Here is a 24908-nt window from a genome sequence, read left to right as displayed (position 1 = left end):
TTCTTTTGTATTAATTTGTTAGTTAACATGAATAAATTATACAACAAAGAGCGGATTTTTAGGAGTCCGCTCTTAACTTTTTTGTAAAAAAGTGAGCTGTCCAAAATAGAAATTATATTTCTATTTTGCAACAGCCCCTTTAATATTTTTTCTAAGCTTGTACTGTTTATTCTATTGTTTCATTTTCTGTAGAATTTATGGCTTGAACAGTTTCTGTTGTAGTAGTTGTTACTTGGTCACTTATACCAATAGTGCTTGGATCAATCACTATTCCTAACATTGTTAGAATCGTTAAAATTGTATTAACTATCTCTGTATAATCGGATGGAATTATATTTAATCCCAATTGTTGTACTAATAGTGCTATAGCACTAACCATTGCAACCCAAAAGGCTTTATTTTTTAATCTTGCTTTTAAATCTAAATTTAACATCTTGTATTCCACCTCCCCTTATTTTTATAATACATAATATGAATGAATAACCTTAAAGGCTACTCTTAATTCAAAAGTGTTGTTTCTAAATTATTTGAAACTTCATTAGATTTGCTTGATTCTGAGACAGTGTTATGTAGACCATCTATCTTACCATGAATATATATGATAATGCCTAATATATAAAAAAACTTCAGTATTAGCTCTTTTGCTATTACTGAAGTTTTTTATTTAAGAAATATAGTTACTTTTAAATTAATGATCATAGTCTATTTATATTTATATAGAAACTTTTTTGTACTTATATTAATATTTAGAACACTTTTATTGAAGATAAACTTCATATCTAATTATATTCTCACTCATCTTTTTGAACATTTCCTTAAAGGCACTATAGAAATCATCAATAGTTATATTTTTTTCACTTTCTAAAGCTTTATATAAACTATTTGTAATAATTTTTTTCCTTGAGACATCCATTAAAAAAGCATTTTCAAAATAATTTATAGCACATTCTTCAAGTCTTCCTTTAATTGATTTGATTAAATTATCTTTATCTTCTTCTGATATTTCTCCATTAACATTTACTAAAATTTTATTTTCATTAGAATCAAATCCAACAGTATGATAGCCATAATTAACTAACATTTTTAATATCTTTTTGCTGTCATTATAATCTCCACTTCTTAAACTAAAATCAATTGTTCTTTTGCTATTAGAATAAAGACTTGAACAAGATGCATCTTTATATTCTTTGTAATTATCTTTTCGATTTCGAATTATAGTACGGATTGCACTGTAGTAATATTTTTTATGAACTTTGCTACTTTCTTCATTTTCAATAATCTTGTTCCATAAGTTAACTAAATATCCATGATACCTTTCATAAAACATTCCCATCAAAGCTTGTACACTCATTCTTTCTTGATTTAATGAAATGCTTATTATTGTTTCTTTACTGGAAGGTTTAATCTTTATTACTTTTCCAACATTTTCACTTTCTAATTTTATTAATCTTAATAATTTTAAAAAATCATCATTAGTATCTAAACAATTTAATGAATTCTTATCAATGTCTTTAAATTGTTCAGTTACAATAATTTTATCTTGTGAAATTCCCATCGTTTTAGATACATTAAATTTTAATGCATCAACTAAGTTACTTTGATCATTTAAATATGTTTGTTTAATTTTCTTATTATCTTCTAAGTTAAATGTACTATGATTAAGCTTTTTTTCATAGTCTTCTTTATTAGATAAAAAAGACTTTATTATGTTCTTATCTTTTAATAATTTATCTCTATAAAAATCAAATTCATTTAAAATGCAAAATATTCTTTTATCTAAAGTTACCTTATTAACATTTTCTTTGAACTTTGAAAAATATTCCACTTCCTCACTAGACTTAGCTACAATTATAAATAATTCTTTATAATCTTCACCAATTCGGCTCTCTATAGTTTTAGCAATACTTCTATATTGAGGATATTCAGTATAATCAATATAAACACTTCCTGAATATTGTCCGTTACTTGAAGGAGCTTCAATATATGCTCTTTCAATCATAAGAGCACAAGAACTTTTTATTCCATATAATATATTGCATAAACTATAAAAATTTATATTTAAATATTTATTGTCAAATTCTTGCTCTTGATTTATATATCCATATCCATATTCATTATCTACATAATATTTTGAAATCCTTTTCATCCATTTATGATATTGTTTCTTAAAATTCACTTGAAAATCATCAAAATAATTTTTCCATATAAGATTATCTTTATGCACTAATGTTTCATAATCATTAGTATAATTTATTTTTTTCAATTCATCAAATAGTTCATCAAATTTAACTTCTTCAAATACCATTTCTATATTATCTATTTCATAAAACTTATTTAAAGATAATTCTCCAAATTGTTGCATTATATTATTAAATGCTTTTTTAACGTCCTCTTTTTTTCTTTCCTCATTATCTTTGATAGATTCACTAATATTTTCATTTACAAAGATAAGATATGCTTCATTAATAGATCTTAAAATATTTTCCTTAAGTTCCTTAAGTATCTCTTCTTCATTCTTTATACTTAAATATACTATAATACTATTATTCTTTGGTGATGAACATAGTATTTCTGTTGGAAAAACATTATATCCATTATCATTAACAAAACTTGTTCCTTCAAAAACCCCTTGTTTTACCAGCATTTTTTGTAAATTAAAATTTCTTGAATTATCAGAACCAATAATGTTTATTCTTGTTTTAGTTTCATTTTCAAATTTCTTTTTTATATTTCTCATGATACTCTCCTTTTATAAAGTGAAACTTTTGCAGGAATTTTTTATACTTAAAATTTATCTATAGTCTTTTCTGAATTTATAATATGTGTTAATGTCTAATATATTATTATTAATATTATCTTTACTTGATAATAATTCCATTAATTATTAAAATAAATAAAAAGGTAACTGACCTTAATGTTATTTTGTAAAGAAATTAAGTAGTATTATTAAAAATAGAGATCATGCATTTTATTATAAAATGCATGATCTCTATTTTTATTTTTTATAGTATCCTATAGTTCACTAAGTTTCTTATCTACAAGTTCTTTAGCTATCTTTGGATTTGCTTTTCCATTTGAAAGCTTCATTACTTGACCCATTAAGAATCCAGCACTTTGCGTTTTTCCGGCTTTATAATCTTCTACTGATTGAGGGTTTTTAGCAATTACATCTTCAACTAATTTTTCAAGTTCATCTGATGAGCTTATTTGCATAAGTCCTTTTTCTTCAATTACTTTCATAGGATCTTTATTTTCATCGAAGATATCTTCAAGGACTTCCCTACCTATATTGTTACTTATCTTTCCGTCTTGTACAACCTTAAGAAGCTTTGCAAAATTTTCTACACTTAACGTCATATCTAACGACTCTATTTTTCTATCTTTCAATATTCTTAAAATATCTCCAAGTATCCAGTTCGCAGCTGTTTTAGGAGTTACTCCTTCTTTTACCACAGCTTCAAAGAAAATAGATAAGCCCATATCAGATATTAGAATATCTACTTCTTTTTCTGTAAGATCATATTCATTTAAGAATCTTTCTCTCTTTTTATCTGGCATTTCTGGTAGTGAATTTTTTATTCCTTGTATTTGCTCATCATATATTATAATTGGCGCTAAATCAGGTTCTACAACATATCTATAATCATGTGCTTGCTCTTTAGATCTCATTGAAATTGTTTTACCTTTTGCAGCATCCCATCTTCTAGTTTCTTGAATAACTTTATGACCTTCATTATAACTATAAAGTTCAATTTGTCTTTTTTCTTCTTTTTCTAACGCTTTTTGAAGTTCTCTAAATGAGTTAATATTTTTGATTTCAACCTTAGTACCATATTCTTGTTGTCCTACTGGTCTTAGTGAAATATTAGCATCACATCTAAGTGAACCTTGTTCCATACGGCAATCAGAAATTTCACCGTATTCTAAAATACCTTTAAGTTTTCTCACAAAGGCTACAGCTTCCCCAACACTTCTCATATCTGGTTCTGTAACAATTTCTGCCAGTGGAACACCAACTCTGTTATAGTCTATTAAAGAAATTGGTTCTCCTTCTACATGAATTAACTTACCTGCATCTTCTTCAATATGAATTCTATTTAATCTAACCTTTACTTGCTTTCCTTCATATTCGTATTCAACAATTCCACCAGAACATATTGGTTTATCAAATTGTGAAGTTTGATATGCTTTTGGAAGGTCAGGGTAAAAGTAATTTTTTCTATCCATTTTGTTGTATTTATTTATTGTACATCCAAGTGCAATACCTGCTTTAATTGCTAAATTTACAACTTCTTCATTAAGTACTGGAAGTGTTCCTGGTACTCCTGTACATATTGGACATGTGTTTGCATTAGGTTCTGCTCCAAATTTAGTTGGACAAGAGCAAAATATCTTAGTTTTTGATTTAAGCTCTGCATGTATTTCAAGGCCTATTACTGTTTCAAAATTCATTATTGTACCCTCCTATAACTCAAGTGCTAAAGCTTGCTCTAAGCTATATGCAGCCTTGAATATTTTTTCTTCACATAACATATCACCCATTAATTGAATTCCAATTGGTAATCCATCTTTACTGGTTCCTGATGGAATTGAAATTGCTGGATTTCCAGCTAAGTTAACGTTAATAGTGTAGATATCTGCTAAATACATAGCTAGTGGGTCAGCATTTTTCTCGCCTACTTTAAAAGGTAATACTGGAGAAACTGGTCCTACTATTAAGTCATATTTTTCAAATGTCTTTTTAAGGTCATATCTGAGCTTTGTTCTAAACTTATCTGCCTTATTATAGTAAGCATCATAATATCCAGATGATAAAGCATATGTTCCCATCATTATTCTTCTTTTAACTTCTGTACCAAAACCTTCTGTTCTACTGTTTTCCATTAATTCTTCTAAATTAGTATAGTTTGGAGTCTTATATCCATATCTTATTCCATCATATCTAGCTAAATTAGTACTTGCTTCAGCAGATGACATTATATAATAAGCTGCCAAACCATCTTTTATAATTGGAAGAGAAAATTTTTCTACTTCAGCTCCAAGCTCTTTTAATACTTCTAAACTATTTTTAACTGAAGCTTTAATTTCTTCATCTAATCCTTCACCAAGGAATTCTTCTGGAACACCAATTTTCATTCCCTTAATTCCATCTTTAAGAGAAGCTGTATAATCTATTTCCTTTAAGTCTCTTATACTAGTAGAATCTAATTCATCAGTCCCTGATATTATATTTAATATATACGCACTATCCTCTACTGAATTTGAAAAAGGTCCTATTTGATCTAAAGATGATCCAAAAGCAATAAGTCCAAATCTAGAAACTAATCCATAAGTAGGCTTAAGACCTACAACTCCACAAAAAGCTGCTGGTTGTCTAATTGATCCACCAGTATCTGATCCTAGGGATACTGGTACCATTTTACCTGCAACTGCTGCTGCTGATCCACCAGAAGATCCACCTGGAACTCTAGTTAAGTCTCTTGGATTTAAAGTCTTTTTAAATGCTGAATTTTCATTAGAAGATCCCATTGCAAATTCATCCATATTAGTCTTTCCAATTATGATTGCATCTTCAGCTAATAATTTTTTTATTACTGTTGCATCATAAGGCGGAATAAAATCTTCAAGCATTTTTGATGCACAAGTAGTATTAATACCTTGTGTGCAAATATTATCTTTTATAGCTATTGGAATACCTGCAAGCTTTCCAAGAGTTTCTCCAGCTTTAATTTTTTCATCTATTTCTTTTGCTTTAGCTAATGCTTCATCACAAGTAAGAGTTAAAAATGCATTTACTGTTGACTCAGTTTTTGAAACTTCTTCAATATATGATTGAACTAATGCTTCACTAGTTAATTCTCCAGTTTTAATTTTACTTACCATTTCTTCTATATTCATCTTCATTGTATTCTCACCACCCTATTCAATAATCTTTGGTACTTTAATATAAGTTTCTTGCATATCTTTAACATTTCTAAATAAATCTTTGCATTCAAAAGTTTTAACTTCATCTTTTCTAACTATTGGCTTTAATTCTACCTTATCTATATCTTCTTTAATTTCTAAATCAAGTTCATTTAAATATTCAAAATTATCTAAAATACTTTCGAATTCATGTGCAAATTTAGCTGCTTCTTCATCAGAAAACTTTAATTTAGAAAGCTTTGCTATATATTTTACTTCATCTATACTTACTTTCATTATTTTCACCTCGTTAATTTTTTTAAATTATATATATATTCCAATTAACAATGATTGATGATATTCCGTAGGAATATCTTTTTATAATATATTTTAAAATTCTTTTAAATTTTTTTCCTTAATTGTCAATTGTTATTTGTAAATTGTTTAAAGAAACCCGACTCGCATGCGCTCGCTGGGTAAGTGATTCACACCAAATTATAGATTTGGGTTCTCTACTTATGGTGTTAATCTCTTAATATCTCTTGGGAATAGAGATGCTTCTCTTATATTTCCAAGATTTAAGATTTGCATTGTTATTCTTTCAAGTCCTATAGCAAATCCTCCATGTGGTGGCATTCCATATTTAAATGTATCTAAATAGAAATCAAAATCTTCAACCTTTATTCCTAGTCTTTCCATTTTAGCTTTTAACATTTCATAATCGTGAATTCTTTGTCCACCTGTTGTTATTTCAACACCTTTGAAAATCAAATCAAAGCTCTTTGTAATTTCTGAATTATCTTCTCTTTCCATTGCATACATTGGTCTTTTTGCTGATGGATAATCTGTTAAGAATACAAAATCAGTATTGTATTTTTCTTTAATATATTTGTGGAAAAGAGCTTCTCCCTCATTATCAATATTTCCAACTGGTGACTTTTTATTAAATTCCTTTAATAAAATTTCTTGTGCTTCAGCTAATGGTATTCTTGGAATATTTAGCTCATCTGGAAGTTCTACATTAAATATCTTTAATTCTTCACTGCATGTTTCTTTTAAATATTTATATAAATAATTTAAGAATTTTTCTTCAATATTCATAAGATCTGTTTCATCTTTAATAAAGCCCATTTCAACGTCTAAACTCACATATTCATTTAAATGTCTCCATGTATTATGAAGTTCTGCTCTATATGCATAACCTACTTCAAAAACTCTTTCAAAGCCTGCTCCAACCATCATTTGCTTCCAAAATTGTGGACTTTGTGAAAGGAAGGCTCTTCTATTAAAATAGTTTACAGTAAATACTTCTGATCCACCTTCTGTTCCTGAGTGAGTTAGTTTTGGAGTATGTATTTCTTCAAAATAATTACTCTTGAAAAATGCTCTAAATGCTGTTTCAATTTCATTTTGAACTTTGAAAATTGCTTTTTTCTTAGGAATTCTAAGACTTATTGTTCTGTAATCTAATTGAGTTTCAAGTGCTGCTTTTTCTTTATAGCTTTGAATTTCAAATGGAAGCTTATCATAAAAAACTTTACCTGCAACTTCAATATTTGTTACTTCAACTTCAATTCCTTTTGGTGCTTTTTCATTTCCACGAACTATTCCTGTTACTTCAATTGCATTTTCAAGTCTTAATCCTTTTATTTGTTCTTTAGTACATACAATTTGAATTATTCCAGATTTATCTCTAAGCATAATGAAAGAAACATGTGAAAGATCACGAATCTTATGAACCCACCCTTTAAGTAATACTGTTTCTTCACCATTAACTGCTAAATCTTTAATATAAATTCTTTCCATTATTATTACTCCTTTTTCCATTTATTGCTTATTTTTACAATTACTTTTTATAAAAATTTCATATTTTGATGTTTTTCCATATAAATTTATAAAAAAAACTCATCCTTATGCATATTGCATAGGGACGAGATTAATTTCGCGGTACCACCCTAGTTGATTTTATATTAAAATCCACCTCAAACAAGCACAAAACCTAAATGTCTTATACCCTCCATTTTTAACAGTATGGATCCGGTTAAGCCTACTCTTTATCTAGTCATATTCCAGAAAATTTCAGTTAACTGCTCCGAAGTGTTCTTTCAATTCAGAACTCATGCAGATATTCCACCATCATCTGCTCTCTTAAAATCACTCATTTGAATTTACTTTTCTTCATCATAGCATATATAAATTTCTATTTCAAAACATTAATTTTTCTATAATATAATTTATAGGTATATTACCTACGTGTTTCATTATATTTCATAATTATGTATAAATCAATACTTTTTTTGAAAAAGTTTGTTAATTTAGTCTCTTCATCAACATATATCTTCTTAATCCACCATACTTTAATTTATCTGCAATAACACTATAGCCGAGATTCTTAAAAGTATTTACACTAAACTTATTATCTGGTGCTGCTGTTGCACACATATACTTCATTCCTGCCTCTTTACCAATTTGTTCAAGAATTTCACATATTATTTTTTGAAGTTTATTTCCTCTATATTCCTCTAAAACTAATGTTGATTCAATCTGTCCAACTTTTAAAAGTTCCTCACCTTTAATTTCTATATCATATCCATAATTATGTTCTTCATAACCATATTCAATATAAACTCCTATAGCTATTAATTTATTATTTTCTAAAGAAACACACCCTAGAACTTTACCTTTATCTTTTATAGTATTTTCAAACTCTTCTTTCTCTGAACATGAATAAAAATCCTTATTTTCTAATCCATCGTAAATTTTGCATTGAATCTCCATTATTTTATCCATATAGGTTAAATCTAATAGTTTTAATTCGGCTTCTATATTACTTCCATCTTTTTTCTTTAAAATTATCTTCTTCATTTTATCTTTAACAAGAATACTAACGTTATTAAATAATTCTTGCTAGCCTCCAATCTAATTTATAGCTAATATACGTTATTATTTAAACCTTATAATTAACTATTATACATTAATTTTGAAAACTTTCTATATTAATTTGAATAATGCACTCTAATTAACCAAAACTGCATTTTTTTATCACTCCAGCCTAAATCCCAAGGTACATTATTTCTATCTGTATTATGGCAAGTTACTAAAGAATATCCTTTTGAATCTACTCCAGTAACAACAGACACATGAGTTATGTCACCTTTCTTTTCGTAAGCTACAAAATCCCCTGGAAGCAGTTTATAAGAAGCCTTATATACTTTTTCATAACTTCCCTTAGCTATTACTGAAGCTCTTCCACTATTTATCATATAGTAAGTAAACTTTCCTGCGTTTACCCAAGGACCTGTAACACTTCCTTTATCATAATTCCATCCAGAAGTTTCCTTGAATTTTCCTCCCTCATGTAATACCTGTGAAGCAAAATTTGCACAATCTCCGCCTTCTGAATTAAAATTTCTATATTTATTATTATATTTATAATTATATTCTTCAACAGTTGCAGCTCCACAGAATTTTTGTGCATATTCTATTACACCTTTTCTTCTTTCATTAATATCAGAAAGATCCCTAGATGGTTGTGATTTTATGTATTCTCTAATTTCATCAAATTTAATAGATTCTAAACTTAAAGAATCTGCAAAAGGATCTGTATACCATTCCTTTGTTATTATCCATTCTCCATTTCTTTTAGTTAACTGCAACGAATGATAAGTCCCGATTTTCGAATTATTAATTTGCTCTGGTTGATCTGGATATATGTATTTATACTCTGTATTACATAATATATTAAAAGAACATTTATCTTTTTTTATTTTCGATTTTTTAATTACTACTTTAGGTATTATATCTATAAATTCAACACCTTGCTTTTCTGCCCAATTATTTATGTATTTTACTTTCTTTTGTTCATATTCATAAGCCCACTGACCATATTTTGTATCTGTAGCATATAGTGATTCTATAGAGTCTAAGTCCTTACTTAATACTGATTTGCTTTTTACTTTAAATATGTTTTCTACAAAGTTTACTGCTTCTTCATCAGTATTAATATTTCCTAAAACTGTTTGTTCCCTATTAATATTAACTAATGAAAATACTAAAGTAATTATAATAATATTAATAATTATTGATGAATTCTTTTTAATTTTAGAGAGTCGCATATTTTATACCCCTTTCTAAATAAATATTATTCTACTTAAGTAAATTATCAATGATTTCAATGCATTTTTTAGTAGCTTCTTCCTCTAAAGGTACTCCTTCATACCAATCGTTATTACTATTAAATTTACCAAAATATTTAGCCTTTAATATTATTTCTGGTCTATACTCAAAATGTAGAATATCAAAATGTCCCCATTTTCCTCCCCAAACAAAATTGTTCTTTTCAAAGGCTTCTACTAATTCTTTAGGATAATCTTTCAATCTTTCCTTACCTTGTTTCTCTGAACTCCATTTCCAATAATCTCTTTTATCACTTTTTAAATCAATTGCTATTCCATAAGAATGAGGACTTAATCTTCCAGTGCCTGATATAACTCTATAATTATACGTTCCACTAGCAGGGTAAAGAATGCTTCCTATATCACCTCTAGTTTTTGAGAGTGGCATTACTTCTTTTAATGCTTCTTCTAAAGATGTATTAGCTTTATTTTTACTGTTAAATTGGTAATTAGTATATCCGTATTTTAAACTAATTAAGTTTTTTTCTATAGCTGTTTTAGAGTTTCCATAAACTTCATTAAGAAGTTCATAATGTCTAGCTCTTCCTGGATCAAAAGTTTTATCCATGATTTCTGTTCCTTTTTCAAGAGGATAATCTTGTTCTAACATATCCTGAAGATCTGGATTAGCTAACTTTTCTTCATGACTTTTCTGTTTTTTATCATCATAAATAATTTTCTTACCAGACTTCATAATCAAATAAACTTCATCATCATTCTTTTTTTCTACGCCTACTATATACTCTGGATATGCTAACATAAGTATTAAAATATCTTGCTTCATCTCACTTTTATAGTCTTTATCCTCTGATGCTTTTGATACAATAGGTATATTAAAAATAATTAATAAACATATTATAAAAACATTTAATTTCTTTATCATTTCATGCACCACCTTTTAAAACCTATAAATATATACTGTCCCAAGAATTAAAATACTATGTACTATTCTTTTTTTTTAATCAAAAAAAGGGGCTGTATCAAAATAAATTTGATACTAGCCGATAAAAAAATGGATTCATTAATTTGAATCCATTTTTTTGCGCATAATATTTATATGAAAAACAAAAATATTATACCTATGCATCAAATAGGTTTCCCAATTGATTTAGAAATTATTATACCAGAAGACGATTCTGTAAGATTGCTTTATGAAATAACGGAGGGACTAAATTATTCAAAACTATATGAAGCATACTCTACAATAGGTAGAAATCCTGCAATCTTACCTGAAAGTCTATTTAGAATACTAATTTATGGCTATATGGAAGGAATTTATTCAAGCAGAAAACTTGAAAAAGCTTGTAATAGAGACATCAATTTCAAATGGCTTATGCAAGGTCAAAAAGCACCAACCCATAATACAATAGCACGATTTAGAAGTGAAAGACTAGCTAGTTGTATCAAAGATTTATTTAGCCAACTAATAATTAAACTAGGCGAACTTGATGAAATAGAATTCAAAAATATATTTATAGATGGAACAAAAATCGAAGCGAATGCTAATAGATATACATTTGTTTGGAAGAAAGCTATTGAGAAATTTGAAACTAAGTTACAAGAAAAAATAAGAATGATTCTAGAGAATATGAACTCAGAACTCAACTTAAACATTGATATTTCTGATAATAAAATCTTAGCATCGGATATAGATATAATCTTAAAAAATAAGCTTAAAATAATAAAAGAAAATGAAAATATAAAATTTGTTTATGGAAAAGGTAAAAGAAAAAGTAAGCTTCAAAAATACACTGAATCTCTAGAAAACTTTGTAGAAAAACAAAGTAAATATGATGAATACAATAGCATTTTCAATGGTCGAAATAGCTTTTCAAAAACTGACCATGACGCTACTTTCATGCATATGAAAGAGGATCATATGAGAAATGGTCAATTAAAACCAGGCTACAATGTACAAATAGGGGTAGAAGGTGAATATATAGTTGGAGTAGATATTTCAAGTGAAAGATCTGACCAACTTACATTTATACCATTTCTAGAAAAACTACAAACTAATCTAAACAAAAAATATGAAGCGGTAACTGCTGACGCAGGATATGAAAGTGATGAAAATTATACATATCTTGAGAAGAATGAACAGCAATCATACATTAAGCCACAAACATATGAAAGGTCGAAGACTAAAAAATTTAAGAATGATATTAGCAAAAGAGAAAATATGCAATATAACAAAGATGATGACTACTATGTTTGTGCAGCTGGAAAAAAATTATTATTAAAAGGAATTAGGATAAGAAAATCTAAATCTGGATTTGAATCTAAAATTACAATTTACGAATGCGAAAGCTGTTTAGAATGTAAATATAAAAGTAAATGTACTAAAGCCAAAGGAAATAAACAATTGCATGTAGCAAAGGATTTTTTGAGATTAAGAGAAAAGTCGTTACTAAATATTACTACTCCAAAAGGGATAATTTTAAGAATGAATAGATCTATTCAGGTCGAGGGGGCATTTGGTGTAGTAAAAGAAGATTATGGGTTTAGAAGATTTCTTATGCGCGGAAATAAGAATGTAAAAATCGAATTTTTATTAATGTCATTTGGATATAATGTTAACAAACTTCATAGTAAAACTATAAATAATCGTAACGGTGAGCTGCTTCATAAGCAGCAAGCTTCGTAATTAAAGAAATACAGTAAAATTATGGAGAAGGTATTCTTACCTTCTTATTGTCATGCAATTAAATAATGTAATTACTAATAATTACATTTAAACTATATGTATAAAATTAAAAACTATAAAAAAGTGAGCTGCATCATGATTGATTTTATACATCAATCTGATACAGCCCCTTTTAACATAAAGTATATATTTTTTAAGCCTAAAAAATTGATAATTCACTAACCCATATTAATAATTATTTTTATAGCAAAGTGCATTATAAAAATCTAATACTTGTTCTAAATATGGTTTTTGAATTTCATCTCTTTCCAAAAATATTTGATGTCTAGAATTTTCTATTTTTTTGATTTGGCAATTTTTTGCACCTTCTGCAAATTTATTTTGTCCACCTGGTTTTACATAAGTATCTTGTCCAGCCTGAAATAATAATACTGGCACTTCAACTTTCGATGCATTCTTTTCTTTAACAATTTCTTCAGTTACTTTAAAAGCTTCGCTTGTCCAATTGTAACTAGCTCCACCTCTTTGAAACTCTTCATTTTCAACTGTAATATTATTACTATATTCATAACGATTAATAGAGCTTGTACCTATTTTGTCTACGTCATACTCTGGCGTATACGGTCCTTTTCCTAATACATATTCTCCACCATTACCTATTGCAACTTCAAAGCTCACTATTATATTCGCTAACAATTCTGGTATATCTCCAGTATCAACTTGAAGCATTGGAGCATTTAATATAGCTCCATCAAAATAATCCGGATAATCTTCTAAAAACTTTGTTCCAATTGCTCCACCCATTGAGTGAGCAAATAATAATACAGTTTTATCATCGTTATTTTTCATAACAACCTGATCCATAAAAACCTTAAAATCAGTAACATATTGATTGAAATCTTTCACGTTTATTTGGGTTTTATCGGCTATTCCAAGTGTTCCTGATCTTCCGTGACCTCTATGTTCAACGCCAAAAACGTTATATCCATTTTGCATAAAATAATAAATAATTTCATGATATCTTTCTAAACTCTCCGTATATCCATGAGATATTACAATATTACCTTTTGCATCTTCCACCTTGTATTTTTCGTAGTATAGCTTAACGCCTTCATCACCGTCCACATATCCTGATTCAAGCTTGCTATTTATATAAGGTTCAACAATGTTTTTCATATCTTCATCATAATTATCTTCTGATATATATATTTCATCTACTTTGTTTTCCATTTCTGATGCATTTGCAATTATATTAGGATAATTTATACTTGAAAATAATTGTACGGTTAATAGAAGCATAATACATATTAACTTGGATCTAATATTCATATTTCTACATCGCTTTTCCATTCTTTGTACATCACTCCTTTTTGTACTAACATTAAATTGTTTCTAGAAAGAAAAATCTATACTCACAGCTATTATCTTATGCTTATTCTAATATAGATATTACCCATTTATTGCATGAAGTACACTTATGCACTGTTATAACAAATAAATCAAATTTCTTGTTATTTGCCATTATTCCCATAGCATCTCTTTCTTCTTTTGTTATGAATTCATCATTTTCATCAATATATCCAATTATCTCTACTAAATGATTTTTCTTAGTCTTATCACAACAGCCATTAGATCCTGCAATTTCTATTGTTTCATAATCTAAATTGGCACTTAATTCTTGTATAATATCTATTATATCTTCATAATCTTTAATATCATCCACAAAATCCTCTTCATAAAATTCTAAATCCTTAACTTGAAATAATTTATTCATATTATTCTCCATTCTATACTTATTTGTATGTGCCTTATATGGATAAAAAAAACATCCACACATTAATCATTATAATATGTAAATGTTCTTTTATCAATTATATATTATAACCAATATACTGGCAAAATCACTATTTGTTAAATGAGATTATGGCTTTAAATAAATCTCCATCCACTTCTTTACTACTTTAAAAATCTTAATAATCAATAACTTTTCTTTAAGATATTTAACTATTCCTGTTTTAAATATATGCTTCAAAAGCATATCACCAGCGAATATTAAGTAAAATACAATAAACCACATAGTTACATTTAGTATACTTCTTAGCCACATATCCAGTTCAGGATTTATGCCAAACCCAATCCACCCCTTTCCAAATGATCCTTTTATGGTTGCACAAACAGAATAAAAAGATCCAATTCCAGAAAATATAACTCCAAATGCAAATATAATACAATTAATTTCAAGCGGAATCTTTATGAACATTTTAATTCCAAATACATCTTTTCCTTTTTTATATGGAACCATTAACCCCAATAGTAATATACTGCATAATATCATCATTACGATTGTAATTAAAACTTCAATATTAACATTATTTAGTGACCTATTTAAAATTACGCTTATATTATCTTCATATTTTAATTCCTTAGGAATTGCGTATATAAAAGTTGCATTTTTAATTTCATTAAACTTAATCTCATTTACCTCTACTAAATTATTATCAAATGACCTTTTAAAACTAAATTCTGAAAATATATTTCTTACATTATATTCGTTTGCACCATGTATATTAGATACTTCTACTCCACCATTTTTATCATAATGGACAACCATAAAAAAATCATATTTATCATTTAATTCTTCATTTTTAGAATTTGTTACTAATCTACTTAAAGAATTACCTATATTAGTTTTATTTTTTGTAAAATCGTTATTAACATATGCAAAATAATCTAAATTTTTCAATCTTCTATTTAAATTTTCATTCCAGCCTTCTATTTCATTATTTAGATTATGTTTAAATTGATTATAATTTTTTGACTCTTTATATGATTTAACATAAGTCTCATCATAAGTTAATTCCTTACTCTCTTCCTTATCTAATATGTTTTTATATAATATATAGTTAGTTTGATTAATTCTTTTTAGAATCTCATAATTTTCATAAGGCGACGAAATATTTGCCTTTGCCTTTTCCTTTATTGTAGGATATATACTTAATATTCCAACTGAAAATGCGATAATTATTAAAAATGCTATTATATTTACAAGATAAGGCTTTTTATACTGCTTATTAACATTACTATTAGTCTCATTATTATTTCTATCATTATCATGAAATTCTTCTATTTCCTCTTTATTGTCTTTCAATTTTCTATCCAACTCCCCATACCACCTTTAAATATTTTGGATTTTTCCTAGTATCTTTGATGTAATAATATATTAACATATTACTACATCGATGTTAATTATATAATATTATGTGATATATTACTAACTTTCTTGTATATTTCAAATAATTAGGCATATTTAAATAAAGAGATTGTCTTAGAGTAAAATTTTCTTTTTATTCTAAGACAACCTCTTCTTTATACTGCTCTATATACTTAGGCAAAACATTTCAATATTATATTCATTATTCAAATTTAAATATGTGTTCATCAAATCGCTACTTTGATTTTGAGCTTCATTAATAATATAATCATAATTATTTATAAATAAATTTACTATTTTCGAATCTATTTTATTCATATCTGCCATGCTTTCTAATATTTTAATTATTTTATCCTTATTGAATTCTTCTTTGTAACTTCTTGACCCGAGTAATGCACTAATAATATCTCCTATTGCTACTATTCGCATTTCTACTGTTATTTCTTCTCCTTTAAGTCCAAAAGGATAACCAGTTCCATCTAATTTTTCATGGTGAAGTGTTCCTATATCTCTAATATCATCTATATTTAAATTACTTAGAATATCATATCCAATTATAGCGTGGCTTTTCATGATTTCGAATTCATCATCAGTAAGTTTTCCTGGTTTCTCTAAAATTTCTACTGGAATTCCTATTTTTCCTATGTCATGAAGCGCCGCTGCCACTTTAATTTTTGTTAAAATTTTCTCATCCAACCCATAAAGTTTTGCTATTTGATAACTTATAAATTCAACTAATATTGTATGTTTAACCGTTGCTTCACTTCTAAAATCAATAGAATATGCTAACATTTTACTATAAGCAATTACATCTTCTCTAGAAAGAATTTTAGTTTCTAAAAAACTATATAATTCATCTACATAAGATCCATTTAATAATTTATTCAAAAAATCATATTTTTTATCTGCTTCTACAAATAAATCTATATGTTCTTTTGAGTAATTCTTATTTTCTTTAATATAATTTTTCGTCGAGGTGTTTTTATTTAAGCATACCCTATCTATATAGTCAGCAAAATTTAATAACAATCCTTCTTTAGATAACACTTCCATGTGCTTGTCCTTAAAATATTTAATTGTAAAATGGTGAGTTAACACTATATCATATAAATCTGAAAGTGGTGAAAAATATTTTATGAATAAAGAACCATAAACAGCATGCTCAATTGGAGCTGTAACATCAATCTCTACAAGTTTATCCCTCTCTGTAACTTTATATGCTCCTATATCATGAAAAATAGATATTGTACAAATTTCAAGTATTTCTTCATCACTGTAACTTCCTTCTGCTTTTAATAAATTCAGCATAATGTACCCAACTTGTTCTCCATGATTTAAAAGTCTTTTATCTACTGAATTAATAGTTCTATGAATAACAAGTATCATTTGTTTTAAAGTAACTTCAAAATTTTCTTTCATTAATTTTCTCCTATAACTTTCCTATCCTAATAATTATATGGCTAGATTTATAAAATATTATTTTGTTTATTTATTATCTATATTTTAATCAAATAATATTTATTAATTTTATCTCATATAAATATTGTTTTTTAATTATAATACTCTCATTAAATGATTTATTATATTATATCACCATTGTTTTCTATAAAAAACATATGAACACTTATGTAGTCTCAAAATAACAATTATTATACCTTTATTATATGTTCTTATATTACAATAAACGCATAAAAAAAAGCCGTGGATACTTCCACGGCTAAAAATTCACAGTCAATAAAAACTTATTTAAACTCTTTCCGTAAATTTTTATTGTTGAGTAGTATAATGGTTATCTTTTAATATAACATCATGTGAACCTCCCTCAACAATACTTGTTGCAGAAACTAATGTTATTTTCGCATTTTTTTGTAACTCTGGAATTGTAAGAGCTCCACAATTACACATTGTTGAACGTACTTTGTTTAATGTTATTGTAACATTATCTTTTAAACTTCCTGCATATGGCACATATGAATCAACACCTTCTTCGAAAGATAACTTCTTATCTCCTCCAAGATCATATCTTTGCCAATTTCTTGCTCTATTAGAGCCCTCACCCCAATATTCCTTCATGTAATTTCCATTTATATTTACTTTATTAGTTGGACTTTCATCAAATCTAGAGAAATATCTGCCTAGCATTATGAAATCTGCTCCCATAGCAAGAGCTAAAGTTACATGATAATCATGTACAATACCACCATCAGAACATACTGGTATATACGTTCCTGTTTTCTCAAAATATTCGTCTCTAGCTTTAACTACATCATTAATTGCTGTTGCTTGACCGCGACCTATGCCCTTTTGTTCACGAGTTATGCAAATAGATCCTCCACCGATTCCAACCTTTACAAAATCCGCTCCCGCTTCTGCTAAAAATAAAAATCCGTCTTTATCAACAACGTTTCCAGCTCCAACTTTAATATTTTCTCCAAAGTTTTTATGTATATATTCAATCGTTATTTTTTGCCATTCTGAAAAACCTTCTGAAGAATCAATACATAGTACGTCTGCTCCAGCTTCAATTAATGCTGGAACTCTTTCTGCATAGTCTCTAGTATTAATCCCTGCTCCTACTATATATCTTTTTTGAGAATCAATAAGTTCATTTTGATTTTCTTTGTTAGCTGAATAATCTTTACGGAATACCATATATTTTAGCTTTTGATCTTTATCAACTAATGGTAGCATATTTAATTTATGTTCCCAAATAATATTATTTGCTTCTTTTAATGTAATGTCAGCATCAGCATAGGTAAGTTTATTAAAAGGAGTCATAAATTCTGAAACTTGAGTTTTAAAATCCATTCTAGTAACTCTATAATCTCTACTTGTTACTATACCAAGAAGCTTCCCATTAGCGGTTCCATCATCTGTAACTGCCATAGTAGAATAACCTGTTTTTTCTTTTAATTCTACCACTTCCCCGAGTGTTGTGTCTGGCTTAACATTTGCAACACTTGTAACAAATCCTGACTTATAATTTTTAACTTTTGCAACCATAGCTGCTTCATTTTCAATTGATTGGGAACCAAATATAAATGAAATTCCACCTTCTTTTGCTAAAGCCACTGCCATTTTATCATCTGACACTGATTGCATAATTGCTGAAGTCATTGGAATATTAATCATTAATGATGACTCTTCACCCTTTTTAAATTTTACAAGTGGTGTTCTTAAGCTTACATTTTGTGGAATGCATTTTGTTGAAGAATACCCTGGTACCAATAAATATTCTCCAAAAGTATGGGATGGTTCATTAAAATAATATGCCATTATATCTCACTCCTTTATTTTTACATTATAACTATTTTATTCTATATGATAATACCTTTTTAATATTATTGTCAACATAAAAATCCTAATTAACTATTTTGTCACCTTTGGTCATTGCTTCCGGAAAATAACCTTTGCTCATACTATATTTCCCTGAAGGTAAAACATACGGTGCATATCCCTCTAACCAAAGCTTAGCTGCTTTTTCTGTTGGATCTGGCCATGAACCGCCAGGTACAAAAATAATGTCAACTTTTTCAAGCTTATCTTCAACAAAAATAAATGTTGTAATTTCCCTTATAAAGTTCATACCCTCTAATTCCATAGTTCTCCCCTCAAAATTTAAAAGCATTAGTTTTATTGCTTGATTACATTATTCTTTATCAAAATCTCTTCCAATATCACTTGATGTATGTGAATCTGAACCATATACTTTTTTAACTTCATATTTTTCTACCAATTCTTTAAATATATCAGACACATAAATTTCACCGCAATATGGTTTTCTAAGTCCTGCAGTATTAATATCTACTTCATAATCTCTCTTCTTTATTTCTTTTACTATTTCTTCTAAAAGCTCTCTATTTTTATATTCCAAAGGATGTAACTTATTAAAAATTCTAATTAAATTAGGATGTCCAATACGTTTGGGTTTAAATTCTCCCAAATCAGCTTTTATTGCTATTAATAAAGTTTCATAATATTTATCATACACTTTTTCAGTATTCCCTAAAGCTTTTATAGCTTTTTCAAAGCCTTCTTTCCCATCAATATAAGTAAATTCATTTCCTACTTTTATGAAATGTACTGACAATAAACCATCTTCTAACTTAGGACCATATATACTTAACATTTCTGTTGTCTTGTCTTCATATCCATCAAGAAAATCAACTTCAAGACCGCTATTTATCTTTATTTTATCCTTAAATTTTATCTTTATTTTTTCTACATCTTCAAAATACTTATCTATCATTTCCTTTGATGGAGCACATTCATCTAAAAACTTTGTATCATCCATAAAATAAGCTGGAAATGGCATATGTTCAGTAAATGTCATTTCTTCTAAGCCTTCCATAATTGCCTTTTCTATATACATTTCAAAAGTATCTTTAGTTCCATGTGGACAATATGGAGAATGAATATGCCCATCTCTTAATATTTTTTTATTTTCCATAATCTACTTATTATAGAGATAATATTTTAATGTACTTATCTCTATAAAAGTTCACTTCCTTTCTATCTACCTATTATCTATTTACCTCATATTCATATATATGATAATTACATTCTTGCATCCCTAATGATTTATATGTAGCTTTTGCATTGAAATTTTCTTTTTCTACATATAATCTTACTCCTGTAGTACCTTCCTGATCATCACAAATTTTCTTTACATAATTATATAATTCTTTAAATATACCTTTTCTTCTATACTCTGAATCTACATAAACACTTTGGACCCAAAGAAACATTCCATTTCTCCAATCACTCCATTCATATGTATACATTATTTGCCCTACTACTTTATTATCTATTACATATACATAATATTGTCCCTTTGTAGAATCATTTAATATTGCTTTAACCCCTTTAGTAAGAATTTCTAAATCTAGTTCTTTGTCTTCAGTTTCCTTTGCTAAGTTATAATTAAATTTAACTATAGTTTCTAAATCTTCTATTTTTGCTTTTCTTATTTCTTCTAAACTTTCATTTTCATAATTATTGGTAGTATTCATTTGTTTCCTCCATGTGATTTATTACGTATATTTTATCATTTAACGTTTATATTATATAGTATTTTTATTTATTAATATAAAATCACCGCAATTCATTTTCTGAATAATACAGTATTCATTATAAATGTAATTTGCTTCTTACATTATCTATTATGCTATTGCTTATTCACTTAAACTAAAACAAGATGCATAATATACAAAAAATCACAAAATGCTATGCAACTCACTTCATAGCATTCTTCTCTATTATGTTAATATATTACACTTTTAGAAGGATTTCATATAAATCTGTCGAATTCTATTTATATTAACTTAAGGATGGTGACAAAATGAGCATTACATTACATAGTAAAATAAAAGAAGCAATTGAAAATGATACTTTAGTATTTTTTATAGGTTCTGGAACCTCTATACCTTTGGGATTTCCAAACTGGGATAATTTGGTTGTTAATATTCTAGATGAGCTATCAAAGGATAATCCCTCTCGTAAGAATCTTATACCTGTTTTACAAGATAAAACTTTTACGGCCATAGAAATATTGGAAAGAATTAAAAGTGATAAAACAGAAATATACAAAACTATAAAGAAAAATTTTTCAGTTCCCATTAAAGATGAAAATTTAAATAGACATAAAAAACTCTGGGAGATAACAAGTAAAATTATAACTACTAATTATGATATAGCATTAGAATCTGCAAATCCTAAAATTACACCTACAGTTTATACGCAATCATTTGAAATATCACAATTAACTAAGAAGAATGAATATTTACTTAAAATGCATGGCAGTCTAGAGGATATGGCAAAATGTATTTTATTCGAAGAAGATTATAAAAAATTATATGCTGCTAAAGATAAATCGGTACTTTTTCAGTTAATGAAGATATTCACTGATTACACCATTGTATTTTTAGGCTTTAGCTTGCAAGATCCATATGTATGCAATATTTTTGAAAATATGACTAAAGTTTTTGATGGTTTTATAAATAAACACTTTATTATCTCTACAACTGATGATAATTTTAGTCGTTATAGCACTGATGTGCTTAAAATTGATAATTGGGGAGAGGCTTTAGACGAAATATTGGATGCAATGGTAAATGTCAAAAAGTCTAAAAATGCAGTGATAAAAGAAACCGCTGTAACAATAGAAGAAAAAGTATTAGATAAGGCTATACAAGAAGTTCCCAAAGTCAAAATTGCGTTATTACTAGCATCCCCTATTGATAAGCCATATGAATTTAGTTTTAACGAGCTTACAAAAAACTTTGACAAATTAGATGTATCTATAGACTGTCATCATCTTTCTTTAGACATATTAAGAGAATTAGCTGAATATGATTATTTTATTCTATTTTCTCAAACTTTCAAAAATAAAATATGCATAGAAGATGAATATTTCAAAAGTGATTTTGTAAGTTTGAAAGAGTTAGAAGAGAACATTTGTTGTGAGGCTTTAAAAGCAATATTTTGCTTTACAAATGATGTTATAGAAATCGAAGATACTGTTTCACATCCATTTTTCATTTATAAGCAAGAAAAGAGTAATATAAAAGATGTTATTTTCAAGTTATTTAGAAGATACGATGAAAAATTTGTTTTTTCTAATTTTGAATATATAAACCTAGAAAAAATAGATTCAATTTTAATTTCACCTGGTAAAGCAAACATAGGAAAGCCTGAAACAACTATGCCTAATTCAATTGATACTAAATCGCTATCAGACTTTGTTGGCAGAAATTCAGATTTAGAAACCATAATAAGAAAAATCTTTAATTTACATTCCAAAGGTCAAATCCTTACAATAAAGGGGTCTGGTGGAATTGGCAAAACTACAATTGCTAAAAAATGTGCCTACGAATTTTCAAAAAGAGGATTTTTTAACCAAGGTATATATTTTATCGATTTAGAACATATAGAAAACTATAATCAATTTGAACTTAAAATTGCCCAATGTTTTCAATTAGATAATACAATAAATTTTAAGGAACATGTAAAATTAAATAATCTTGATGTAAATAGTTTAATTATTTTGGATAACTTTGAAACATTATTATATCTTGACGATTCCTTAGAAATACAAGAACTTTTAAAGTTTATCAGTGATTATGCGACAGTAGTTATTACTTCACGAGAAATTGTATTTCCTAATTCACAGTTTGAAGATGCCTATACTTTAAGAGATTTCACTACAGATGAAGCAGTGGAATTATTTTCGAAACATTATCCTTATCATATTGAAAAAGATGAAATGCAGTGTTTAAAATCTGATATTATAGAAAACTTGCTTAATAAGAATCCACTAGCTATTAGAATTGTTGCTTCCAATTTACCACCCGGAAAAAATATCGAGGTCTTAAAACATGAATTAGAAGATGACTTTTTTAATACGCTAATTGAATATAAAGACAATATTTATATTAATGAGTGTGATGAAAACATTGAAAAATCAAAATCTTTATATCAGTCTATAAATTATTCTTATAAAAAATTGAATGATAAAGAAAAGCTTGCTTTTCAATTACTTTCTTTATTCCCTGACGGAATTAACATGGAAAATTTTAAGCAGTTTTTTAAAAGTTGTTCCCAAAATTTATCTTTAAATCCAATAAAAGATGCTGAATTAAAGTCTCTTGATAATAAATCTTTAGTAGATTTAGTCAATGGAAATATTAAATTACAATCCATAATAAGAAGATTTGCGGATTATCAATTTAATGAGAAATTAGAAGAAAATAAAGTAATATTTTACAAAGAAGCTTATAATTATAATAGTTTTTTATCATCAAAAATATCCTCTATTTTGAAAAATAATTCCATACTTGCTTATGAATTATTTGACAGTCAAAATAATAATTTTATAAAAAGCATTAATTATTTAAACAAGTTTGAAGATTTAAAACTAAGTAAGCTAGAAAAATTAGACTATATAAATTTTATTCTATCAATCAGTACTCGCACACAGTGCTTAGATATACTCTTAAATGAGACATCGCAACTTGAAAGTTATTTTGATGATATTGAAGATGGACATCTATTGATTAGAATTAGTAACCTCCGCGCATCATATTACTTAGGAAACTTTAATATTTCTTTTAAAAACCTAAAGAAAATAATATCGTTTAATGACTTCAATAATATCATTAACAAAGATGAAATATTCAAAAATATTATTGCAACCGCTTTTGAGCTTTATTTCCTTGAGGGCGAAGCCTTTAAATTTTGCAAATGGATAATTAATAATAAACTTCAAGTTACAGGGCTTTACAATGCTTCAGTATTTGAACTGGGTAAATACGCAAAAATTCCTACACTTAAAACTAAAAAAGACTTTTTTGATTTTGAAAAATATCTTAATGAAGGTAAAATAAATGAAGAAGAACTTCTAATTTACATTGATAATATATACCCAAAGGATCATTTGGAAAAAATGCAAATCCACTATTTAAAATCAAAAATAAAATCATTAGATAGAGAAACTATTACTAATTTAGTTGTAACAAACCCTTATACATTAGGACTACAAAACACGATGTATGCATCTATCGAGAAGGATGACGAGAAGGCAATAGAATATTATATGAATGCACTAAAAAACCTTGCACATATTAAATATTACTACGTAGAATGTATATACTATTTTTCAAAATTCTTAAAATATATCAATCACACCAGCTATAATCAGTGGGTAAATACAGGATATTCTTTAGCCAAAGAGCATTACTATGGTTTTTTAATATATCAATTTGAGTGTTTACTTGGTAAAACTGATGGTGAATATAATGAAGACAATTACCCTTTACCAGAAGAATTGAATTTTTCTGAATACATCACGTTCATGAAAAAACAACTAAATCTAAAATAGTTCTTTACTATAAAATTAATACATATTTAGGTAAAATCTAATTTTATGGAAAAAACTTTGAAGAGTCCCTGTTCAAATCTAGTTGAACAGGGACTC

At 27.2% G+C, this 24908-nt stretch carries 19 protein-coding genes and 1 other annotated feature; of the genes, 2 read left to right on the top strand and 17 right to left on the bottom strand.

The genetic code is table 11. The annotated features are described in order from the left end of the window. Positions 1-166: 166 nt before the first annotated feature. The 9 genes from LLF98_RS12110 to LLF98_RS12070 form a co-directional block, all read right to left on the bottom strand. Entirely contained in the window at positions 167-433 is a 267-nt protein-coding gene (locus LLF98_RS12110) for a phage holin (protein ID WP_291703931.1), read from the bottom strand. A gap of 324 nt (positions 434-757) precedes the next feature. Further along, a complete protein-coding gene (locus LLF98_RS12105) occupies positions 758-2737 on the bottom strand; it encodes a hypothetical protein (RefSeq protein WP_291703929.1) in 1980 nt (659 codons plus the stop codon). Between the two features lie 275 nt (positions 2738-3012). Then, positions 3013-4452 carry an Asp-tRNA(Asn)/Glu-tRNA(Gln) amidotransferase subunit GatB gene (gene gatB / locus LLF98_RS12100; protein WP_291703927.1) on the bottom strand — a complete coding sequence of 480 codons (1440 nt, stop codon included), beginning with the start codon at positions 4450-4452 and terminating at the stop codon, positions 3013-3015. Between the two features lie 12 nt (positions 4453-4464). Further along, positions 4465-5904 (bottom strand): Asp-tRNA(Asn)/Glu-tRNA(Gln) amidotransferase subunit GatA, encoded by a 1440-nt coding sequence (gene gatA / locus LLF98_RS12095; protein ID WP_291703925.1) that lies wholly within the window; start codon positions 5902-5904, stop codon positions 4465-4467. A 15-nt stretch (positions 5905-5919) separates the two neighbouring features. Continuing rightward, on the bottom strand, positions 5920-6201 hold the full coding sequence (gene gatC / locus LLF98_RS12090; RefSeq protein ID WP_291703923.1) for an Asp-tRNA(Asn)/Glu-tRNA(Gln) amidotransferase subunit GatC: 282 nt from the start codon (positions 6199-6201) through the stop codon (positions 5920-5922). A 219-nt stretch (positions 6202-6420) separates the two neighbouring features. Continuing rightward, complete coding sequence (gene aspS, locus LLF98_RS12085) at positions 6421-7710, bottom strand: aspartate--tRNA(Asn) ligase (RefSeq protein ID WP_291703920.1); 1290 nt, start codon at positions 7708-7710, stop codon at positions 6421-6423. A gap of 117 nt (positions 7711-7827) precedes the next feature. Next, positions 7828-8098, bottom strand: a binding site (T-box leader). Positions 8099-8214: 116 nt separating this feature from the next. Continuing rightward, a complete protein-coding gene (locus LLF98_RS12080; protein WP_291703918.1) occupies positions 8215-8769 on the bottom strand; it encodes a GNAT family N-acetyltransferase in 555 nt (184 codons plus the stop codon). Positions 8770-8900: 131 nt separating this feature from the next. Continuing rightward, positions 8901-10019: an amidase domain-containing protein gene (locus LLF98_RS12075; protein WP_291703916.1), complete on the bottom strand. Its 1119-nt coding sequence runs from the start codon at positions 10017-10019 to the stop codon at positions 8901-8903. A 31-nt stretch (positions 10020-10050) separates the two neighbouring features. Next, complete coding sequence (locus tag LLF98_RS12070; protein ID WP_291703914.1) at positions 10051-10962, bottom strand: M15 family metallopeptidase; 912 nt, start codon at positions 10960-10962, stop codon at positions 10051-10053. Positions 10963-11136: 174 nt separating this feature from the next. On the opposite strand from LLF98_RS12070, the gene LLF98_RS12065 reads away from it, so the two are divergent. Further along, positions 11137-12723 carry an IS1182 family transposase gene (locus LLF98_RS12065; RefSeq protein WP_291703912.1) on the top strand — a complete coding sequence of 529 codons (1587 nt, stop codon included), beginning with the start codon at positions 11137-11139 and terminating at the stop codon, positions 12721-12723. 228 nt (positions 12724-12951) lie between these two features. On the opposite strand, the gene LLF98_RS12060 is transcribed toward LLF98_RS12065, so the two are convergent. The 8 genes from LLF98_RS12060 to LLF98_RS12025 all read right to left on the bottom strand — a co-directional run bounded on the left by LLF98_RS12060 (position 12952) and on the right by LLF98_RS12025 (position 20946). Then, positions 12952-14073 carry an alpha/beta hydrolase gene (locus LLF98_RS12060; RefSeq protein ID WP_291703910.1) on the bottom strand — a complete coding sequence of 374 codons (1122 nt, stop codon included), beginning with the start codon at positions 14071-14073 and terminating at the stop codon, positions 12952-12954. 82 nt (positions 14074-14155) lie between these two features. After that, positions 14156-14497: a hypothetical protein gene (locus LLF98_RS12055; protein WP_291703908.1), complete on the bottom strand. Its 342-nt coding sequence runs from the start codon at positions 14495-14497 to the stop codon at positions 14156-14158. Positions 14498-14644: 147 nt separating this feature from the next. After that, positions 14645-15883, bottom strand: a complete 1239-nt coding sequence (locus LLF98_RS12050; RefSeq protein ID WP_291703905.1) for a hypothetical protein — start codon at positions 15881-15883, stop codon at positions 14645-14647. Between the two features lie 216 nt (positions 15884-16099). Beyond that, complete coding sequence (locus LLF98_RS12045; protein WP_291703903.1) at positions 16100-17353, bottom strand: HD domain-containing phosphohydrolase; 1254 nt, start codon at positions 17351-17353, stop codon at positions 16100-16102. A gap of 348 nt (positions 17354-17701) precedes the next feature. After that, on the bottom strand, positions 17702-19210 hold the full coding sequence (locus LLF98_RS12040; protein ID WP_291703901.1) for an IMP dehydrogenase: 1509 nt from the start codon (positions 19208-19210) through the stop codon (positions 17702-17704). A gap of 85 nt (positions 19211-19295) precedes the next feature. After that, on the bottom strand, positions 19296-19535 hold the full coding sequence (locus LLF98_RS12035) for a hypothetical protein (RefSeq protein ID WP_366512107.1): 240 nt from the start codon (positions 19533-19535) through the stop codon (positions 19296-19298). Positions 19536-19583: 48 nt separating this feature from the next. Continuing rightward, positions 19584-20384, bottom strand: coding sequence for a histidinol-phosphatase HisJ (gene hisJ / locus LLF98_RS12030; protein ID WP_291703899.1), 801 nt, complete (start codon positions 20382-20384; stop codon positions 19584-19586). A gap of 73 nt (positions 20385-20457) precedes the next feature. Continuing rightward, the gene (locus tag LLF98_RS12025) at positions 20458-20946 is read right to left on the bottom strand and encodes a GNAT family N-acetyltransferase (protein ID WP_291703897.1); all 489 of its coding nucleotides are present in this window, start codon (positions 20944-20946) and stop codon (positions 20458-20460) included. A 329-nt stretch (positions 20947-21275) separates the two neighbouring features. Here LLF98_RS12025 and LLF98_RS12020 point away from each other — a divergent pair, with 329 nt between their 5' ends. After that, positions 21276-24812, top strand: a complete 3537-nt coding sequence (locus LLF98_RS12020; RefSeq protein ID WP_291703893.1) for an SIR2 family protein — start codon at positions 21276-21278, stop codon at positions 24810-24812. Positions 24813-24908: the final 96 nt, after the last annotated feature.

The sequence above is a fragment of the Clostridium sp. genome, assembly GCF_021372645.1.
Taxonomy (GTDB): Bacteria; Bacillota; Clostridia; order Clostridiales; family Clostridiaceae; genus Clostridium.
The sequence above is the reverse complement of the archived record's forward strand: the minus strand, read 5'-3'. Positions and strand labels throughout refer to the sequence as shown.

Bases quoted from the DNA above. Each gene is read 5' to 3' on its own strand.
- LLF98_RS12110 (WP_291703931.1), bottom strand. From the start codon at position 433: ATGTTAAATTTAGATTTAAAAGCAAGATTAAAAAATAAAGCCTTTTGG.
- LLF98_RS12105 (WP_291703929.1), bottom strand. From the start codon at position 2,737: ATGAGAAATATAAAAAAGAAATTTGAAAATGAAACTAAAACAAGAATA.
- gatB (WP_291703927.1), bottom strand. From the start codon at position 4,452: ATGAATTTTGAAACAGTAATAGGCCTTGAAATACATGCAGAGCTTAAA.
- gatA (WP_291703925.1), bottom strand. From the start codon at position 5,904: ATGAAGATGAATATAGAAGAAATGGTAAGTAAAATTAAAACTGGAGAA.
- gatC (WP_291703923.1), bottom strand. From the start codon at position 6,201: ATGAAAGTAAGTATAGATGAAGTAAAATATATAGCAAAGCTTTCTAAA.
- aspS (WP_291703920.1), bottom strand. From the start codon at position 7,710: ATGGAAAGAATTTATATTAAAGATTTAGCAGTTAATGGTGAAGAAACA.
- LLF98_RS12080 (WP_291703918.1), bottom strand. From the start codon at position 8,769: ATGAAGAAGATAATTTTAAAGAAAAAAGATGGAAGTAATATAGAAGCC.
- LLF98_RS12075 (WP_291703916.1), bottom strand. From the start codon at position 10,019: ATGCGACTCTCTAAAATTAAAAAGAATTCATCAATAATTATTAATATT.
- LLF98_RS12070 (WP_291703914.1), bottom strand. From the start codon at position 10,962: ATGATAAAGAAATTAAATGTTTTTATAATATGTTTATTAATTATTTTT.
- LLF98_RS12065 (WP_291703912.1), top strand. From the start codon at position 11,137: ATGAAAAACAAAAATATTATACCTATGCATCAAATAGGTTTCCCAATT.
- LLF98_RS12060 (WP_291703910.1), bottom strand. From the start codon at position 14,073: ATGGAAAAGCGATGTAGAAATATGAATATTAGATCCAAGTTAATATGT.
- LLF98_RS12055 (WP_291703908.1), bottom strand. From the start codon at position 14,497: ATGAATAAATTATTTCAAGTTAAGGATTTAGAATTTTATGAAGAGGAT.
- LLF98_RS12045 (WP_291703903.1), bottom strand. From the start codon at position 17,353: ATGAAAGAAAATTTTGAAGTTACTTTAAAACAAATGATACTTGTTATT.
- LLF98_RS12040 (WP_291703901.1), bottom strand. From the start codon at position 19,210: ATGGCATATTATTTTAATGAACCATCCCATACTTTTGGAGAATATTTA.
- LLF98_RS12035 (WP_366512107.1), bottom strand. From the start codon at position 19,535: ATGGAATTAGAGGGTATGAACTTTATAAGGGAAATTACAACATTTATT.
- hisJ (WP_291703899.1), bottom strand. From the start codon at position 20,384: ATGGAAAATAAAAAAATATTAAGAGATGGGCATATTCATTCTCCATAT.
- LLF98_RS12025 (WP_291703897.1), bottom strand. From the start codon at position 20,946: ATGAATACTACCAATAATTATGAAAATGAAAGTTTAGAAGAAATAAGA.
- LLF98_RS12020 (WP_291703893.1), top strand. From the start codon at position 21,276: ATGAGCATTACATTACATAGTAAAATAAAAGAAGCAATTGAAAATGAT.